This is a genomic window from Yersinia sp. FDAARGOS_228, assembly GCF_002073315.2.
In the GTDB taxonomy this organism is placed as follows: Bacteria; Pseudomonadota; Gammaproteobacteria; order Enterobacterales; family Enterobacteriaceae; genus Yersinia; species Yersinia intermedia.
The window spans coordinates 1,763,238-1,782,469 of record NZ_CP020409.2 but is presented as its reverse complement, the minus strand read 5'-3'; the positions used below and the strand labels follow the sequence as shown (position 1 = coordinate 1,782,469).

Sequence of the window (19,232 nt, the reverse complement as noted above, 5' to 3'; positions counted from 1 at the left end):
GAGCCTAATGTGACAATGACCTCTGTTAATTTATCGACGGTGAAGCAACGCACGCCGTCCACCACCCGGCTGGCGGCACTGTTAATTCTGGCCGGTGCACTCGCACTGCCGTTAGTGGTCGATAGCGCCATGATAGGCGACTTCTCCTACTTCCTACTCTGGACCTTCTGTGCCATCGGATTGGCAGCAATGTGGGGGCATGGCGGCATTTTATCTTTCGGGCAGACCGCCTTCTTTGGCCTTGCCGGTTACACCTATGGCGTGATGACGCTGAATTTTGGCGATGGGGTACTCTCCACCTGGTCAGGTCTGGTCATGGCATTGCTGGTGGCTGCTGCCGTAGCGGCGGCACTGGGTTATCTAATGTTTTACGGCGGGGTGACCGGTATTTTTATCGGTATTGTGACGCTCTCCTTCACGCTGGTATTGGAAACCTTTATGTCCCAGACCGCTGGCCCGCAATGGGCTATCGGCAGCGCACGACTGAATGGGTTTAATGGTATGTCAGGTATGCCGCCACTCTCCTTACCGTGGTTTGGCGGCGAATTACTGACACTGGAAGGCAATGCGTTCTACTACCTGATTATTGTGCTACTCGCGGGGGTTTACTGGGCTGTTCGGCGCTTATTACGCTCTGATTTTGGCCTGACACTGGCCTCTATCCGTGAGAACCCACGTCGGGCAGAAATGCTCGGTATTGATATCCGCCGCTACCAATTACTGGTGTTCGTGCTGGGTGGCGTGCTCTCTGGGTTATCCGGTGCACTTTATACCCTGTGGGGTTCTTACATTACTCCCTCTTCCATGGGGCTAACCGCCGCCGCGATGCCGGTTATCTGGGTAGCGACCGCTGGGCGTAAAAACATTTTCGGCACGGTCGTCATCACTGCCCTGCTGGTGTGGTTATCCCAATGGTTGGCTATCTATGGCAGCGAATACGCCATGATCCTGCTGGGCGCCATTCTGCTGTTTGTTGTGCTGGCCGCCCCTAATGGCCTATTACCTTGGCTGGCAGAGAAAATCACCCGCTTGTCTGCTGCACGTCAAAAGAAAGGGGAATCGCTATGAATCAGGCATCGCAGGATCTGATCCTCGAAACCCGTGGGCTGAGTAAGCGCTTCGGTGGCATTCAGGTTATCAATAAGGTCGATTTGCAAATACGTCGCGGTGAAGTGCGCTGTGTCATTGGCCCGAATGGCGCCGGTAAAAGTACCTTTTTCAAATTACTGACTGGCGAACATACGCCAAGTGATGGGGATATCCGTTTCTTCAATCGTCGGCTGAATACTTTAGCGCCGTTTCAGCGCATCAGGATGGGCATGAGTATTAAGTTTCAGATCCCCGGTATTTTCCCTGAATTGACCGTTGAGCAACATTTGCAATTGTCGCTCAGCCACTTACGCCCAGAGGTTCGCTCACAAGCGGTCAGTGTTGATGAACTACTCGAACGCTTTAAGCTCAGCGCTGAATACCATCAGTTGGCCGGTAACTTGTCTCACGGCAAAAAGCAGTGGCTGGAAATTGCGATGGCCGTGTCGCTGCAACCGACGTTGCTAATGCTTGATGAGCCGGTGGCGGGCTTATCTATTGATGAAACCTATCTCACTGGCGAGCTGATTAAGCAAATGCAGAGTGATGGTCTGACGCTGATGGTCGTGGAACACGACATGACATTCGTGCGCCAGATTGCCTCACAAGTCACGGTCCTCCATGGCGGGCAGGTTTTTGCTGACGGTAATGCCACCGACGTGCTGGCCCGTGAGGATGTGGCGGATATCTATTTGGGGAAAGCGGTATGAATAACGTGGTGTTGCAAATAGAAGGGCTGACCGGCGGTTATGGCGGTGGGCAAGTGCTTAATGGCGTAACACTGCAACTGCACGCTGCAGAAGTCTTAGGTTTGATTGGCCGCAATGGGGTGGGGAAAACCACACTGATGCGCACCTTAATTGGTGCGGTACCGACGAAACAAGGCAGCATTTTATTGGGCGAGACTGATATCACCCTAGCCTCACCGCAGCGCCGTGCTCGCTTGGGGATCGGTTACGTCCCGCAAGGGCGTGAAGTGTTTGCGGGCCTGACGGTGGCAGAGAACCTGCAAGTCGGTATGCAGTTTGTGCGAGAACACCGTGAGTTTGCTAAAGACGTGCTGGAACGGGTGCTGGATTACTTCCCCATCTTGCGCCAAAGACTCAAACAAAAAGCCGGCACCATGAGTGGCGGCGAGCAACAACAATTGGCTATCGCCAGAGCCTTGGTCGGCTCACCCAAAGTGTTACTGCTGGATGAACCCTCAGAAGGTGTTCAACCCTCTATCGTCCATATCATTGCCGATACCCTGGTGCGCATTGCCCGCGAACTGCATGTGGCAGTGATTCTGGTTGAGCAGGATATCGCCATGATCCAACGGGCCGCACAACGGTGCGCGGTGATGGACAAAGGCCAAATAGTAGAAAACCTGACCCAACAACAACTTTCTGATGATCTTTTAATGCGCCGTCATCTGGCTTTGTAACCGGATGCCTCTATACCCTAAATAATTTGAGTTACAGGAAGGCGGCAACAAAATGAATCCAATAATTTGAAATAATTCAATAAATTGGGTGAGTGATGGCAGCCAATGCACATGCAGCTTGAAGTATGACGAGTATATTACGTGGAGAATTGCTAATGAAATGGCTCGAAGAATCAATCATGGTCAAACGCGGTGTTGGTGCTGGGCGTAAACCAGTGACCCATCATCTGACCGAAGAGATGCAAAAAGAGTTTCACTATACTATCGGCCCCTACTCAACACCGGTGCTGACCATTGAACCCGGTGATCGGGTGATTGTTGATACCCGCGATGCCTTTGAAGGTGCCATTAGCTCAGAGCAAGATATTCCGAGCCAACTGCTCAAAATGCCCTTTCTCAACCCACAAAATGGCCCGATCATGGTCAATGGTGCCGAGAAGGGGGATGTGATTGCGGTTTATATCGAATCCATGTTGCCGCGTGGCGTTAATCCGCACGGCATCTGCGCCATGATCCCCCATTTTGGCGGGCTGACCGGAACAGACCTAACCGCCATGCTCAATGACCCGCTGCCAGAAAAAGTGCGCATGATTAAGCTCGACAGCGAAAAGGTCTACTGGAGCGAGCGCCACACCCTGCCCTATAAACCTCACATTGGCACCCTGAGTGTGTCGCCAGAAATTGACTCCATCAATTCACTCACGCCGGATAATCATGGCGGGAATATGGATGTCCCGGATATCGGGCCGGGAAGTATTACTTATCTGCCAGTGCGCGCCCCCGGAGGCCGCCTGTTTATTGGTGATGCTCATGCCTGTCAGGGTGATGGTGAGATTTGCGGCACCGCAGTGGAATTCGCCTCAATTACCACCATCAAAGTGGATTTGATTAAGAACTGGCAACTCTCCTGGCCACGAATGGAGAACGCCGAAACCATCATGAGTATCGGCAGTGCGCGCCCGTTAGAGGATGCCACCCGCATTGCTTATCGTGACCTGATTTACTGGCTGGTGGCCGATTTTGGTTTCGAACAATGGGATGCCTACATGCTACTGAGCCAATGCGGCAAAGTGCGGCTGGGCAACATGGTCGACCCGAAATACACCGTCGGCGCCATGCTGAATAAAGCGCTATTAGCGTAATAGAGGCTATTAGCCCCCTAAAAAGCGTTTATACCCAAGTAACATCGAGGTGCAGGCAGCCAGCCTCCCTGCATCTTGCATGGGTAACGGGTATATCGCCATTTTCAACAGTATAAGCAGGTGCATATGGGTTCAGATACACCGGTCAACATTGGCTTACTGTACTCCTTCAGCGGTGTGACGGCGGCACAAGAGTTGTCGCAATGGCGGGGAGCAACACAGGCTATTGCCGAAATTAACCAAAATGGCGGCATCAACGGCAGGCCACTGAATGCGATTCATTTTGACCCACAATCTGACGATACGCAGTTCCGTGCCTTGGCCGAACAATTGATCGTTGAACATGAGGTCAATGTGATTTTTGGCGGCTACACCTCCAGTAGTCGCAAAGCCATGTCACCCGTCGTCGAAAAGTACCGTCGGCTGCTGTTTTACTCGCAACTGTATGAAGGCTTTGAGTTTTCGGAGAATATTTTCTACGGCGGCGCAGCACCTAATCAAAACTGTGTACAACTGGCAGACTATCTCACCGGGCAGTTCGGTGCGCGGGTTTATTTGATTGGTTCCCGCTATATTTACCCTTACGAATGTAATCGCAACATGCAGGAGTTAATTCTGCAACGCCACGATGGCGCGGTCATTGGCGAGCGCTATTTAGATCTGAATGCACCTTATGAGGCGTTTTTGCCCATCATCGAGGAGATCACCAAAAAGCAGCCCGACTTCATCTTCAGTACCGTGGTTGGTCAAACAGTCCCCTTCTTGTATCAGGCTTATCAGGCTGCGGGGCTGGATCCTGACCGCATGCCAATTGGCAGTCTGAATACATCAGAAACCGAGATTTCCATTATGGGGGCGCAAGTGGCACAGGGCCATTTCAGTTCAGCCCCCTATTTCCAAAGCATTAGTACCAAAGCAAATCAATCAGCACTTAAACAATTCCATCAACAATTCGGGCCGGAACTCACCACCGACATGAATTGGGAAGCCACTTACAGCCAGGTGCATCTGTTTGCCAAAGCCATGGCAGAATGCGGCAGCGACCATATTTTCCCACTTTCTGCTGCACTGCGTGGGAGCCAATTTGATGCCCCTCAAGGCCGCATTCGTATTGACCCGCTGAATCAACATACTGGACTGTATCCACGCATTGGTATGGCGAATGAGCATGGGCAATTTACCATCGTGCAGGAATCTCGCCGTATCGTCGAACCCGATCCCTATATGACTAATCAGATTCAGGGCGATTGGGTCACGAAGTTAACGACCGTGGGGTATCCACATGCGACCTAGCGATAGCAGAATCAGTGCGACCGCCCTATTACTCAGCCGTGGGATCCGTTGTGTGGTGTTACATCCCGATGATGAAGACGGCGCAACCCTCACTAATCATTTACGCCGAATGGGGTTTAAGGTTCAGGCTTTCTGGCCTATCCCTGAGCAACTCCCCGCCGATACGGATCTGATTTTTTATGCATTACAGTCAGATAACCCGGAACCGGATGTGTCATGGCTCAACCCTAACAAACATGCCCTGATAGCAGTTATTACCTATGAAAATCCGACGTTTATTGATCAAGCACTCAATATGGGCGCGGGCACCACGATAACCACTCCCATTCGTGCCTCAGGCTTATTGTCGGCCATGGTGTTTGCTTTACACCATGCCCAGCAGCAGCGGCAGATGAGTGATCGAATAGAACGGCTGGAGAAAAAAGTGTTGGGGGTTCGCCAGGTCAGTGAGGCCAAAGCCATCCTGATGCGGATGCACAGCATTGGTGAAGAGCAGGCTTACGAGATCCTGCGCCATCAGGCCATGGATAAGCGCATTACCGTCGAAGAGATCTCGTGCGCATTGATTCAAGCCAACGATATTTTCTCTTGGACCACTCCCAGTGCAGTCCATAGCCGGAAGAATTGAGTTTAATTGCCGCTATGTGCCAAACCTAAAACTTATTATTTATGAGGATAATCATGTCGATAACGCCTTTTCTTGCAGCCGCAATTCAATTTGAACCCTTAATGTTTGCCAAAGAAGCGAATTTGCGTCAGTTACTGGCATTGGTAGAACAGGCAGCACAGAAAGGTGCACGTCTGATTACCACGCCAGAAATGGCGACCACCGGTTACTGTTGGTTTGATCGACAGGAGATTGCGCCGATGGTCGAAACTGTCCCCGGTGAAAGCACCGCCCGCTTCGCGCAACTGGCACAGCGTTATCAATGCTATATCGTCTTAGGGATGCCAGAAGTGGATCCGCAAACAGCGCTGTATTACAACAGTGCGGTACTCATCGGGCCGCAAGGGGTGATTGGCTGCCATCGCAAAAGCCACCCCTATATTTCAGAACCTAAATGGGCGGCTGCGGGTGATGTCGGGCATCAAGTGTTTGATACACCGCTGGGGCGTATTGGCATGCTGGTCTGTATGGATATTCATTTTCCCGAAACTGCCCGTCTACTGGCACTGGATGGTGTTGATGTCATTTGCCATATCAGCAACTGGCTGGCAGAGCGCACTCCGGCCCCTTACTGGATCAGTCGGGCAATGGAAAATGGCTGCTATCTGTTGGAAAGCAACCGCTGGGGATTAGAGCGCGGCGTGCAATTTAGCGGTGGCAGTTGCATCATTGAACCTGATGGCAACATTGCGGCGGTGGTGGATGGCGGCGATGGAGTTGCTTATGCCGAAATTGACATCAAGCGTAGCCGTCAGCGCCAAGTGTTAGGCGAATTGGTGTTTGAGCAACGCCGCCCTGACTATTATCACGCGCTATTAAGTGACAGTTTTTTATGGAACCCTCAGGATTTCTTTGGGCTTTACGGGCAACGGCCGTTGCCGCCCGGTAAACAGAGCCGTATCACGGTAGCGCAGTTCTCCCCAACAGAACGGGTGGAAGACAATTTGGCAGCAATTACCGCCCTGACAGAAGAGGCAGTGTTACAGCAAGGCAGTGAACTTATCGTGTTCCCGGAGTCAGCCCTGACCGGTTATCTCGCAGGTGCGGCTCAGGCCCAAACACCAGAAAGTCCCGCAGTGCAGGCGTTGGCTCGTCTGGCCATAAAGTTACGGGTATATCTGGTAGTAGGAATGGCCGAAAAACAACAGGATAAGTGTTACAACACCCAGATTCTGTTGGGGCCGGAGGGGGTCATTGGCACCTATCGGCAAATACATTTGTCTCGGGCACATCAAGCTTGGGCTAGCGCTGGGGAGCACTGGCGCGTATTTGATACTGCGCTCGGTAGAGTTGGATTGCTGCTGGGCCATGACGCACTGTTACCCGAATCCGCACGTATTTTGGCCCTGATGGGATGCGACATTATCGCCTGTTCCGCCGCACTTCCTGCGGGGTTCACTGCTGCGCATGCGGGCAGTGCCGTGGTGCAAAATTATCCGATCCCAATGGGAGCCGACCCGCTACACTGGCACTTATTCAGAACCCGCGCGGGGGAAAATAACCTTTATCTGGCCTTTGCTAATGCTGTCGATGATCTCAATGAGCGAGGAGGATATAGCGGAATATTCGGGCCGGAAACCTTCACTTTCCCACGCCTTGAGCGGCTACTTTGGCAAGAAACGCAAGCTGTAACACAAACCATTAATACCGCGTCTCTCGCCGGCAGCCCCTACCCAACCAATGTGGTGCGCCGTAAAGATCTGGTCACCATGCGCCAGCCCCATCACTACAAACCGTTACTGAATTAGTCCCTTTCCCTGACTAACCCCGGTTAAGTATTGCCGGGGTTGGTGCTATAACCGCGCTATTTTGCACATATGTGCAAAACCCACCACATCACGCAAAATAAAAATGTGATCACAAGCCAAATTTTGTCGTCAAGATCGTTGATGCACACAAAAACCCTATTTCAATTTATTTAATATAAATCAATTCATTAAGCATGAGTGCACATTTGTGCGATAACTAAAGTGGATAATAACGTTTGAATTGATTTTTTATGGAAGATATTGAGAGGTATTCGTTATTTTGTGCTTTTGACTTCAAAAATGGAAAGTGATTATATCAAGCCATAGATAACTTAATGATATTTGCACAAATGTGCAAGAGGTTGAGAATGGAAAAGAGCGACGATCTGCGCCTGATGGTGAAAATTGCACAAATGTATTACGAGCAAAACTTCACACAAGCGGAGATAGCACGCGCGCTCGGTATTTATCGCACCAGTATCAGCCGAATGCTAAAAAAAGTACGCGAGCAGGGCATTGTTACGATTTCAATCAATTATAACTATAACGAGAATTTGTTACTGGAACAGCAGTTGAAATCGCGCTTTAAATTACGTGAGGCGATTGTCGTCTCTTCAGAGCACGATCAATCGCCAGAACATCAGTTGATATTAATGGCAAAACAGTGTGCCGCCTTGCTGAACCGAATTATTGAGAATGGCGATATCCTCGGCTTCTCTTGGGGCAGTGCGATTGCCACCTTGGTTGAGCAAATGGATACATCACCGGTATCGCGTCAGTTAACCTGTATCCCGATGGTGGGTGGCCCCTCAGGTAAACTGGAAAGCCGTTATCATGTGAATACACTGGTTTATAGCGCCGCAATGAAATTAAAAGGCGAGTCATTGTTGATCGATTTCCCGGCAATTTTGGAAAAAAGTGTTATTCGTGATGGCATTGTGCAATCTCAGCATTATCAGGCTATCGCTGACTACTGGCAGCGGCTGGATATCGCTATATTCGGTATTGGTTCACCCAATATCTCGGGTAATTCCACCTGGCGTGCTTTTTATGGCAGTGATGTTATTGATCACTTTAATGACCGACAAGTTGCTGGTGATATTTGTTCGCGCTTTTACGATTTACAGGGCAATCCGGTGGAAACCTATATTAGCGATAAGACAATTACCATCGACTTAGAGAAAATTAAAAAAGCCCGTTACTCCATCGGTATTGCACATTCTCATGAAAAAATCAGCGGGATCATCGGAGCAATTAAAGGGAAATATATTAATAGTTTGGTGACTACCAAAGAAACCGCTGAGGAGATACTCAGACTGACGGCATAAAATTCAGCTAAAGAAATACAATGAGGGAAGGTTTACTGTCAGTCATGATTAACTTTTCCTCTTTATACAAAAAAATCAATTAATCGCACTTTAGGGTGTGTGGTTAAGTATTAGCAAAATTCAGAACGGCAGGAATATCCGATGGGTGATTGGTTTACATTTAAACATAGCGTGATAAGAGGTGACTATTATGGTTAGTGTCATTTTTTGTGCTCACGGTGATTTAGCGGTTTCAATGCTTAATTCCGTCAATATGGTGTATGGCGCAACACAAAATATTACCCCGCTGTTATTTAACCGTGGTGAAAATGCCGAAGATTTAGTGACAAAAATGCAAGATGTGATAGCACATAGTGACGGTTACTCTTGGCTAATTGCGGTTGATTTGCAGGGTGGCAGCCCGTACAACGCGGCCACCCGGTTGGCATTCAACAATCACAACATTCAAGTTATCAGTGGGTTATCACTACCGTTGGCGCTGGAGATTGCTGATAACCAGCACTCGATGGCAGCAAGAGAACTGGCTGATTACTTACTGGATATTGGCGCGCAATGTGTGCAGTCATTCCACCACTTACAGAATGTCGAAGAAGAAGAAGAGGCCGACTTTATATGAAAATCAATCTGGCAAGAATTGACGACCGACTGATTCACGGTCAGGTCACCACGGTATGGGCGAAAGAGGCCAAAGCCGGGCGGATTATTATCTGTAGCGACGAAGTCTATAACGATGATATTCGTAAAACGTTATTAAAACAGGCAGCACCGCCGGGAATAAAAGTAAACGTGGTTAACATCGAAAAGGCCGTCGCGGTTTACCACAATCCTAATTACAGTAACGATACGGTTTTTTATTTATTTACCAATCCGACCGATGTTTTACGACTGGTGGATCAAGACGTAAAAATTGAAGTTATTAATATTGGTGGCATGGCATTTAAACAAGGTAAAAGGCAATTAACTAAAGCAGTATCGGTTGATCAGGAGGATATTAAAGCCTTTTATGCCTTAGCTGAACGTGGCGTACATTTGGATTTACGGGTAGTCACTTCTGACCCGCAGGTAGATGTGATTAAAAAGATACGTGAACTGGAGTCTAAATAACAATATTTAGCACAACCGACAAATAATAACGCAGGTTTTATTAAACATTTAAATCCGCTTACTCAACCTGGGCAATGAAACTATTTAATGATAATCCAAGGCGATAGTAGCCAAGGTTAATAGGAATATATTGCCGAAAGGGGTCCACCATGGAAATAAGTTTAGTACAGATAATCTTAATCTTTATTTTCTCATGCATCGCCGGTATGGGCAGTGTGCTGGATGAATTTCAAACTCATCGGCCATTAATCGCCTGTACCATTACTGGCCTGATTCTCGGTGATATGACCACCGGCGTTATTCTCGGCGGTACCTTGGAATTGATCGCCCTTGGGTGGATGAACGTCGGTGCGGCGCAATCTCCCGATTCCGCCCTCGCCAGTATCATTTCAACCATTCTGGTCATTGTCGGCCATCAAAACATTGCCACCGGGATTGCTATCGCCCTACCCGTGGCGGCAGCCGGTCAGGTGCTGACAGTCTTCGCCCGTACCATTACCGTGGTTTTCCAGCACGCAGCAGATAGGGCCGCAGAAAAAGCCAACTTTGCCATGATCGACTTAATGCACGTCTCAGCCTTACTGGTTCAGGCTCTGCGTGTAGCGATACCGGTTTTGATCGTATCCATCTTTGTCAGTGCCGATACCGTCAGTCACATGCTCAGCGCGATCCCAACCGTGGTCACCCATGGGTTACAAATCTCAGGCGGATTTATTGTGGTGGTCGGTTACGCCATGGTGCTCAACATGATGGGCGTGAAATACCTTATGCCCTTCTTCTTCCTCGGTTTTATTGTCGGTGGCTACCTTGGTTTCAGCCTGCTCGCCTTTGGTGGCATCGGCCTGATTATTGCCTTGCTATATATCCAGTTAAATCCTTTGTATCAGAAACCGGCGGCCCCTGCGACGTCAGCCAGCCACGCCAAACTTGATGAATTAGAAGATTAGGAGACGCTGAAATGAGCACACCTCACAAACAATTAACTCGCTCTGATCTGTTTAAAATGTTCTTACGCAGTAACTTACAACAAGCCTCTTTTAACTATGAACGTATCCACGGCTTAGGTTTTTGCTATGACATGGTGCCCGCAATCAAGCGTTTGTACCCACTGAAAGCAGATCAGATTGCTGCTTTAAAACGTCATTTGGTGTTCTTCAACACTACTCCCGCAGTCTGTGGCCCGGTCATTGGGGTGACGGCGGCGATGGAAGAAGCGCGAGCCAATGGGGCCGACATTGATGAAGGGGCAATTAATAGTCTGAAAGTCGGGCTAATGGGGCCATTAGCCGGGGTCGGTGACCCATTAATCTGGGGGACGTTACGCCCAATCACCGCAGCCTTGGGGGCTTCGCTGGCGCTAAATGGCAACGTGCTAGGCCCGATCTTGTTCTTCTTATCCTTCAACTCTGTTCGTCTGGCATTGAAATGGTTCGGCCTGCAATACGGCTTTTCCAAAGGGGTCAATATCGTCAAAGACCTTGGCGGCAATCTGCTACAAAAGCTGACGGAAGGCGCGTCCATTCTGGGCCTGTTTATCATGGGAGTTTTGGTCACTAAATGGACCAGCATCAATGTGCCACTGGTCATTTCGAAAACACCGGCACAGGACGGCAGCACGGTAACCATGACGGTGCAAAACATTCTGGATCAGCTCTGTCCCGGCCTGTTAGCACTGGCACTAACCCTGTTAATGATGCGTTTACTCAAACGTAAAATTAACCCTATCTGGCTTATCTTCTCCTTGTTTGGCCTTGGAATTTTAGGCTCATGGCTTGGCATTCTTTCCTGATTCATGCCAAGGAGATTTTTTTATTCGATTTGCTGTTTTTTTATCTTTAAAAATGATTGAGGTGGTTCCAAATGAAAACCAAAGCATTGCGTTTATATGGTAAGAATGACCTACGACTGGAAAGCTTCACCTTACCGGAAATAAATGATGATGAAATTCTGGCAACGGTAGTGACCGACAGTATTTGTCTTTCTTCGTGGAAAGAAGCCAATCTGGGAGCTGAGCATAAAAAGGTGCCGGATAATGTGGCAGAAAATCCGATTATTATCGGCCATGAATTTTGCGGCGATATTTTACAAGTAGGTAAAAAATGGCAGCATAAATTTAAATCCGGCAGCCGTTATGTGATTCAAGCCAACTTGCAATTACCCGATCGCCCTGACTGCCCAGGCTATTCATTCCCTTACGTCGGCGGCGAAGCCACCCATGTGGTTATCCCTAATGAGGTGATGGAACAAGACTGCCTGCTACCTTATCAAGGTGAAAGCTACTTCGAAGGTTCCTTGGTAGAACCGCTTTCTTGTGTTATCGGCGCATTTAACGCCAATTACCATCTTATTCCCGGCACTTACCAGCATAAAATGGGCATAAAAGCCGGTGGGAATGTGTTAATTCTCGGCGGTACCGGCCCGATGGGATTATTGGCCATTGATTACGCACTGCACGGGCCAGTCAATCCACAATTACTGGTGATAACTGACCGTCACCAGCAAAAACTGGATTATGCCGCCCGCCTGTATCCGAGCGAATCATCAACAGCAGTACATTATCTCAATACCAAACAAACAGAGGATCAGTTTGAGCGTTTAATGGCACTAACTGGCGGCAAAGGCTATAACGATATATTTGTCTTCGTACCTTCTGCAGAATTAGTCACCCTGGCTTCAAGCTTATTGGCACCGGACGGCTGCTTTAATTTCTTTGCCGGCCCGCAGGATAAGAATTTTATGGCATCGGTTAATTTCTACGATATCCATTATTCATTTACCCATTATGTCGGTACCTCTGGCGGTAATACCGATGATATGCGCGAAGCAGTAAAATTAATTGAAGCGAAGAAGGTGAATGCCGGCAAAGTGGTCTCCCATATTCTGGGTTTAAATGACGCGGCAGAGACCACCTTAAATCTACCGCAGATTATTGGCGGTAAGAAATTGGTCTATACCGGTAAAAATATCCCGCTGACGTCATTGAGTGAGTTGATGAGCCAATCACAAGAGCTGCCGTTATTACAGGAACTCCAGGCTATTTTGCGCAAAACTGACGGTTTGTGGTCGAAAGAAGCAGAAGATTTTGTTTTGGTGCACGCCCAAGAGATTTAACCTTTTGACTGGGGCGGCAAATAGCCACTGTCGCCCTCAACTCACTCCGGCAGATGTTTCGCCGTTGATTCATCGGTGGTTGCATCATTCTCCACCGCGCTCAACAACACATCCAATAAACCGGGGAAACGGGCATCGATATCATCGCGTCGCAGTGATAGCAAACTCTCGCGCCCGCAAGGCCGCTGCCAGATAACACCGCTTTCCCGCAATACGCGCCAATGATGGGTCAGGGTGGATTTAGACAACCCTTGCACTAACGTACCACATGCATGCTCCCCACCAGCCGCCAACCTACGTACTACCGCTAACCGCAGCGGATTACCTAAAGCCGTCAGCACATTTTCCAGCCGGATCTGCTCACGCTCAGGGTGATTTGCAATCATAGTATTCCTATAGATAAGTGACAGGCCAGCGCCTGATTTAGCCACTGCTACGCACCTTAGCGCGGCAATATAGCCTATACGCCATCTCGACCCTACAATTAATTCTCATGCAATGCTGAAAGCTACCCAGCCGTTGTACGCCGTCAGTATTGCATATTTTAAGAACAAATGATTAAATTGTACGTGTATATTCGTACAATTGGACTATACTGCTTTCGACTGATTGATCAACCAAGATCATAACTTAACAACTTCCCGGCAGAGCAGCAAACCGCCCGCCCCGAAATTGCCATTATCTTTTAAGGACTTAATATGGCACGTAAAACTCCTATCGAGCGCTATCGCAACATCGGTATCTCCGCCCACATCGACGCCGGTAAAACAACCACCACTGAGCGTATTCTGTTCTACACCGGCGTCAGTCATAAGCTGGGTGAAGTGCATGATGGTGGCGCGACAACTGACTGGATGGCTCAGGAGCAGGAACGTGGCATTACCATTACATCGGCTGCCGTGACCTGCTTCTGGAAAGGTATGGACCGTACCTTACCGGAACACCGTATTAATATTATCGACACCCCTGGGCACGTGGATTTCACCATTGAGGTGGAACGCTCCATGCGGGTACTCGACGGTGCAGTCATGGTGTATGACGCGGTCGGTGGCGTACAGCCACAATCAGAAACGGTTTGGCGTCAGGCTAACAAGTACCGTGTGCCACGATTGGCTTTCGTCAATAAGATGGACCGCCCAGGTGCTGATTTCTTCCGCGTCAGGCAGATGATGATTGACCGCCTGAAGGCCAATCCAGTGCCGATTGTGATTCCGATCGGCAGTGAAGAACACTTTATCGGTGTGGTGGATCTCCGTTTGATGCGAGCCATTATCTGGGATGAAGCGTCTCAGGGTATGACATTCAGTTACGCCCCGATCCCGGAAAACTTGCTGGCAACCGCCAATGAGTGGCGCGAGAAGATGGTCGCTGAAGCGGCTGAAGCCTCCGAGGCACTCATGACCGAGTATCTGGAGACCGGTGACCTGACGCTGGAAGAGGTCACCCTGGGTCTGCGTATCCGCACCATTGCCGGCGAAATACAGCCCATGATGTGCGGCAGTGCCTTTAAAAACAAAGGTGTGCAACGGATGCTGGATGCAGTGGTTGAATTGATGCCGTCACCGGTTGATATCCCGCCGGTCAGTGGCACCGATGAAGATGGCAATGAAGTCAGTCGCCGCGCCGATGATAATGAAAAATTCTCGGCACTGGCATTTAAACTGATGACTGACCCCTACGTCGGCCAGTTAACATTCGTGCGGGTTTACTCTGGTGTGTTGCGTAAAGGTGATAGCGTTTATAACCCGATCCGCGGCAAAAAAGAGCGCATTGGCCGTATTGTTCAGATGCATGCCAATAACCGCATTGAAGTTGATGAAATCTGCGCCGGCGATATTGCGGCCTGTGTCGGTTTAAAAGATGTCACCACTGGCGAGACGTTGTGTGACCCGGATGCCGTGATTACCTTAGTACGGATGGAGTTCCCCGAACCGGTGATTTCGCAAGCGATTGAACCGAAGACCAAAGTCGATCAGGAGAAAATGGGGATCGCATTACAACGGTTGGCATCAGAGGATCCGTCGTTCCGTATCCGTACTGACGAAGAATCAGGCCAAACCATTATTTCCGGTATGGGCGAGTTACATCTGGAGATAATTGTCGATCGGATGAAACGTGAGTTCGGTGTGGAAGCCAATATCGGTAAACCACAGGTGACCTACCGCGAAACCGTGCGTAAAACCGTGACTGACGTCGAAGGCAAGTTTGTGCGGCAGTCTGGTGGTAAGGGGCAATATGGCCATGTAGTCTTTACCCTCGAACCGCAGGAAGCGGGCAGTGGCTTTGCGTTTGTTGATGCAACTAAAGGCGGTGTGGTCCCCCGTGAATATATTGGTGCGGTAGAGAAAGGGGTACTCGAAGCCACCAATACCGGCGTATTGGCCGGTTACCCGGTAGTGGATGTGAAAGTAACACTGACTTTCGGTTCCTATCACGAAGTGGATTCATCGGAACTGGCGTTTAAAATGGCCGCCATCTTTGGTTTTAAAGAAGCGGTCAAACAGGCGTCACCGGTGATTCTGGAACCCGTGATGAGTGTGGAAGTAGAAACACCGGAAGAGTACGCCGGTAACGTGATGGGCGACCTTTCTTCTCGCCGTGGCTTGGTTCAAGGCATGGAAGAGATGATTGGCGGCGGGAAGATTATTCGTGCAGAAGTGCCGTTATCCGAAATGTTCGGTTACTCCACCGTGCTGCGTTCCATGTCGCAAGGCCGTGCCACCTATACCATGGAGTTCAAGCACTATGCTGAAGCACCACGTAATGTCGCCGATACGATTATTGCCGCACGGGGCAGTAAGGGCTAAACGTTAAACCGCAGTAACATACTCAGCCGCCAGTGGGAAATTTTACGCTGGCGGCCTTTAATTGGCTAGATAGCAACCCGCCGGCTAATCTCTACCACTTGATCGCTGGGTAAATGATAGTAATCAGTCACATGAGTGCAATTTCTGACCATAAAAGCAAAGCTGCTCCGTTGCCATGCCGGTAATCCCCTGCCATCTTCACGGCCCACAATGGTTTCATGGCCTAAATAATAGGTCACATCATCCAGCTCAAACTGACAATCCATATCGGCAATACGTTGTAATAATGCTGGTATATGCGGCCGCTCCATAAAACCGTATTGTGCCGTTCCGCGCCAATAATCTGGCGCTTGCTCGGTCATCACCAGCCGTTCTGCCGCATCCGCCCGTGGAACATTCAAAATAGTGATCGTCAGTGATAACACTTTCTGTTGTAGGGCGCGATTACGGGCCACATGCCAGCGCATGACTGGGGGAATATCATTCTGAGTGCGGGTCAAAAACACCGCAGAACCCGATACTCGAGGGATATTTTTATCGCGAATTTTAGTAAAGAATTCATCGCTTCCCACCACTTTCTCGCTGATAGCGAGTGAGGTTGCTTTAACCCCTCGGTGCCATACCAACATCACAGTACAGACCACAGCCGCCAGCAGCAGCGGGATATAACCGCCATCCAACACTTTGATGAGATTAGCGATTAAAAAGCTGGTATCGATAATCAGAAATCCCCCCGCCACTAACATGCTGGTTGCTAAATTCCAACGCCATATCTTGCGCATAGCGACAAATAACAAACCAGACGTCATCAACATCGTTAACGACACTGCAATACCGTAAGCTGCGGCCAGGTTTTCAGAGGATTTAAAGAATACAGCCAGAAATATAGTCACTATCATTAATAGCCAATTGATCGTGCCAATATAAATTTGCCCATAGCTCTCTGCTGCTGTCTGCTTAATCCGCAAACGAGGTAGCCACCCTAATTGAATCGCCTGGCGGGTCATGGAAAACGCGCCGGTAATAATCGCCTGACTGGCAATAATGGTCGCGAGTGTTGCCAGAATCACCAAAGGAAGTTGCATTACCGGCGGGCACAAACGGAAGAAAATATTATGTGAAATATCAGCACCGGCTAAAATCAGCGCCGACTGACCGGCATAATTAAGTAACAGACTGGGAAAAACCAAACCGAACCACGCCATCCAGATAGGTTTTTTACCAAAATGCCCCATGTCCGCATATAAGGCTTCCGCCCCAGTGACACACAGGAAAATACCGCCTAATACCAGAAAGCTGGCAAGGCCATTGGAGAACAAGAACTTGATGCCATAGTATGGATTAATAGCCAGCAACACTGCTGGGTGTTGAACTATCCCCCATATTCCCAGCCCCGCAATAGCGAAAAACCACAGTGCCATGATTGGGCCAAAAACTTTGCCTATTTTCGCGGTACCAAAAGGCTGAAGAGCAAATAACGCAACCAAAATAATTACTGTCGCAGGCAAAATATAGGGCTGAGCGTCTGGAAGAACAATTTTTAGACCTTCAAGGGCTGAGAGCACAGATATCGCTGGCGTAATGGCACCATCACCGTAAATTAATGCCGCACCGAGTAAGGCAGAAAAAATAACCCACTTGTTCCCCTTCCCCTTACGTACCAACAGCGACATTAAGGCCATAATGCCCCCTTCACCATTGTTATCAATACGCATGGCGAAAACGGCATACTTTACTGAGGTAACCAGAATCAGGGTCCAGATAATCAGTGATAACAAACCCATTATCACCGCAGGTGTCGGGTTATTTCCTGACAGCAACAGGACGGTTTTCAGTGTGTAGAGAGGACTGGTACCGATATCACCGAAAACCACGCCGAGCGCGCCGCCCGCGAGCACGATCCCGCGAGGTGACTTTTGAGTGGCTACGCGATTGGCAGCCAGTGCCATATTGTCCATTACAACATCCCTTTATTTGTTTACTCCACTATAGCGCAAGGAGTTATTTAAATTCCTCTATGAACAATATAGACACAAAAAAAGTCAGCCACACAACTCGCGGGGCTGAGACTAAATGGCAATAAACCGGAACTGACGGCACGTTATCGGTATATTTTTCAGCAAAAACAAACGAGGCAATACTGTGCCCCGTTTGTTTAACTTCATAATGCGGCCAACAAGGTCAAATATTCGCCGCCGCGAGATATTTTTTCATCTCTTCGGCAGGTACCATCCCACCGCCGGTGGCCCAAACCAGATGGGTCGCATTCTGCATTTTCTCAGCACTAAAGTGGTTATTGCTTAAATAGTCAGAACACTGACTTACCCGCGCCGCACCTGGCATTCCCGCCAGTGCCGAAGGCTCCAACTGAATACCTTCATCGCGATTTAGCAATCCGAGCAGATCGTACATCTCAGCATCACTTAAGGTATAAAAACCATCCAGTAAATGTTCCATCGCGCGGCCAACAAACCCTGATGCCCGCCCTACCGCCAAACCATCTGCGGCGGTGATGTTGTCGATACCAATATCCTGCACGGAGATACCATCATGCAGGCCAGTATAGACACCTAATAGCATGCACGGCGAATGACTCGGTTCGGCAAAAATGCAATGCACATGGTCACCAAACGCTAGCTTCAGGCCGAAAGCAACCCCGCCAGGGCCACCACCCACACCACAAGGCAGATAAACGAACAGCGGATGGTTTTCATCAACCACAATCTGCTGCTCGGCAAACTGTTTTTTCAGCCTGCTGCCTGCCACCGAGTAGCCCAAAAAGAGTGTTGGCGAGTTCTCATCGTCGATAAAGAAGCAATTCGGATCAGATTCTGCCTCTTTGCGCCCTTGTGCCACCGCCACGCCGTAGTCCTGTGCATACTCAACTACATTTACGCCGTGTTCACGCAGTTTGCATTTTTTCCATTCACGCGCATCGGCAGACATATGTACACTGACACTGAACCCCAGCTTGGCACTCATGATGCCAATCGACATCCCCAGATTACCGGTAGACCCCACCGCGATGCTGTACTGGCTGAAAAATTGGCGGAAATCATCTGAGAACAGTTTGCTGTAATCATCGGTTTCGGCCAATAACCCAGCCTGTAGCGCCAACTTTTCAGCATGGGTTAACACTTCATAGATGCCGCCACGCGCTTTAATCGAACCAGAAATCGGCAGGTGGCTATCTTTTTTTAATAGCAGTCGACCGCTAATTTCAACGCCGTATCGCTGTTGCAACGTCTCTTTCATGGTGGGAATCGCCACGATATCAGATTCAATAATACCGTGGGTCTTTTGTGTTTCAGGGAATGCCTGACACAGATAGGGCGCAAAGCGTTGCAGCCGTGCCTCGGCATCCGCCACATCCCACTGCGTTAATCCAACATATGGCAATCCCTCTGCCAATGTGGTCGATAACGGGTTAAACCAAGTGACCTCCTCTAAATTGATAAGCTTTTTGACCAAAGGAAAGTCGGTAATTAATTTATCAATTTCAGTGTGTTTCATAGCA

General features: G+C 49.2%; 17 protein-coding genes. 14 read left to right on the top strand and 3 right to left on the bottom strand.

Annotation, left to right across the window (positions count from 1 at the left end):
• Positions 1-9 precede the first annotated feature (9 nt).
• From A6J67_RS08100 to A6J67_RS08040, 13 genes are all read left to right on the top strand, one after another.
• Positions 10-1,068, top strand: coding sequence for an ABC transporter permease subunit (locus tag A6J67_RS08100; protein WP_050072576.1), 1,059 nt, complete (start codon positions 10-12; stop codon positions 1,066-1,068).
• Entirely contained in the window at positions 1,065-1,799 is a 735-nt protein-coding gene (locus A6J67_RS08095; RefSeq protein ID WP_032905528.1) for an ABC transporter ATP-binding protein, read from the top strand. The genes A6J67_RS08100 and A6J67_RS08095 overlap by 4 nt, the downstream gene beginning before the upstream one ends.
• Positions 1,796-2,515, top strand: a complete 720-nt coding sequence (locus tag A6J67_RS08090) for an ABC transporter ATP-binding protein (RefSeq protein ID WP_042568494.1) — start codon at positions 1,796-1,798, stop codon at positions 2,513-2,515. Before A6J67_RS08095 ends, A6J67_RS08090 begins: the two co-directional genes overlap by 4 nt.
• 155 nt (positions 2,516-2,670) lie before the next feature.
• Positions 2,671-3,657 carry an acetamidase/formamidase family protein gene (locus tag A6J67_RS08085; protein WP_032905525.1) on the top strand — a complete coding sequence of 329 codons (987 nt, stop codon included), beginning with the start codon at positions 2,671-2,673 and terminating at the stop codon, positions 3,655-3,657.
• Between the two features lie 126 nt (positions 3,658-3,783).
• Positions 3,784-4,950 (top strand): transporter substrate-binding domain-containing protein, encoded by a 1,167-nt coding sequence (locus A6J67_RS08080; protein WP_050296856.1) that lies wholly within the window; start codon positions 3,784-3,786, stop codon positions 4,948-4,950.
• Positions 4,940-5,578 carry an ANTAR domain-containing response regulator gene (locus tag A6J67_RS08075; protein WP_042568495.1) on the top strand — a complete coding sequence of 213 codons (639 nt, stop codon included), beginning with the start codon at positions 4,940-4,942 and terminating at the stop codon, positions 5,576-5,578. Before A6J67_RS08080 ends, A6J67_RS08075 begins: the two co-directional genes overlap by 11 nt.
• A 53-nt stretch (positions 5,579-5,631) precedes the next feature.
• Positions 5,632-7,365 carry a nitrilase-related carbon-nitrogen hydrolase gene (locus A6J67_RS08070; protein WP_050296855.1) on the top strand — a complete coding sequence of 578 codons (1,734 nt, stop codon included), beginning with the start codon at positions 5,632-5,634 and terminating at the stop codon, positions 7,363-7,365.
• A gap of 368 nt (positions 7,366-7,733) precedes the next feature.
• Positions 7,734-8,693 (top strand): sugar-binding transcriptional regulator, encoded by a 960-nt coding sequence (locus A6J67_RS08065; RefSeq protein WP_005181885.1) that lies wholly within the window; start codon positions 7,734-7,736, stop codon positions 8,691-8,693.
• A 190-nt stretch (positions 8,694-8,883) separates the two neighbouring features.
• Positions 8,884-9,309, top strand: coding sequence for a PTS sugar transporter subunit IIA (locus A6J67_RS08060; protein ID WP_050296854.1), 426 nt, complete (start codon positions 8,884-8,886; stop codon positions 9,307-9,309).
• Positions 9,306-9,797, top strand: a complete 492-nt coding sequence (locus A6J67_RS08055; RefSeq protein ID WP_050296853.1) for a mannose/fructose/sorbose PTS transporter subunit IIB — start codon at positions 9,306-9,308, stop codon at positions 9,795-9,797. The genes A6J67_RS08060 and A6J67_RS08055 overlap by 4 nt, the downstream gene beginning before the upstream one ends.
• A gap of 149 nt (positions 9,798-9,946) precedes the next feature.
• Positions 9,947-10,744 (top strand): PTS mannose/fructose/sorbose transporter subunit IIC, encoded by a 798-nt coding sequence (locus A6J67_RS08050; protein WP_050072572.1) that lies wholly within the window; start codon positions 9,947-9,949, stop codon positions 10,742-10,744.
• Positions 10,745-10,755: 11 nt separating this feature from the next.
• Positions 10,756-11,586 (top strand): PTS system mannose/fructose/sorbose family transporter subunit IID, encoded by an 831-nt coding sequence (locus tag A6J67_RS08045; RefSeq protein ID WP_080608137.1) that lies wholly within the window; start codon positions 10,756-10,758, stop codon positions 11,584-11,586.
• Positions 11,587-11,657: 71 nt separating this feature from the next.
• Positions 11,658-12,908: a zinc-binding dehydrogenase gene (locus A6J67_RS08040; RefSeq protein WP_080608136.1), complete on the top strand. Its 1,251-nt coding sequence runs from the start codon at positions 11,658-11,660 to the stop codon at positions 12,906-12,908.
• Positions 12,909-12,949: 41 nt separating this feature from the next.
• Here the strand turns inward: A6J67_RS08040 and A6J67_RS08035 are convergent, their stop codons facing one another.
• Complete coding sequence (locus tag A6J67_RS08035; RefSeq protein ID WP_005181869.1) at positions 12,950-13,294, bottom strand: ArsR/SmtB family transcription factor; 345 nt, start codon at positions 13,292-13,294, stop codon at positions 12,950-12,952.
• Positions 13,295-13,606: 312 nt separating this feature from the next.
• Between A6J67_RS08035 and fusA the strand changes: the two genes are divergently transcribed.
• Complete coding sequence (fusA, locus tag A6J67_RS08030; protein WP_005181867.1) at positions 13,607-15,715, top strand: elongation factor G; 2,109 nt, start codon at positions 13,607-13,609, stop codon at positions 15,713-15,715.
• Positions 15,716-15,780: 65 nt separating this feature from the next.
• On the opposite strand, the gene A6J67_RS08025 is transcribed toward fusA, so the two are convergent.
• Both A6J67_RS08025 and A6J67_RS08020 read right to left on the bottom strand, forming a co-directional pair.
• Positions 15,781-17,664 carry a potassium transporter Kup gene (locus A6J67_RS08025; RefSeq protein ID WP_050089293.1) on the bottom strand — a complete coding sequence of 628 codons (1,884 nt, stop codon included), beginning with the start codon at positions 17,662-17,664 and terminating at the stop codon, positions 15,781-15,783.
• Between the two features lie 232 nt (positions 17,665-17,896).
• Positions 17,897-19,228 (bottom strand): D-serine ammonia-lyase, encoded by a 1,332-nt coding sequence (locus A6J67_RS08020; protein WP_005181859.1) that lies wholly within the window; start codon positions 19,226-19,228, stop codon positions 17,897-17,899.
• Positions 19,229-19,232 lie beyond the last annotated feature (4 nt).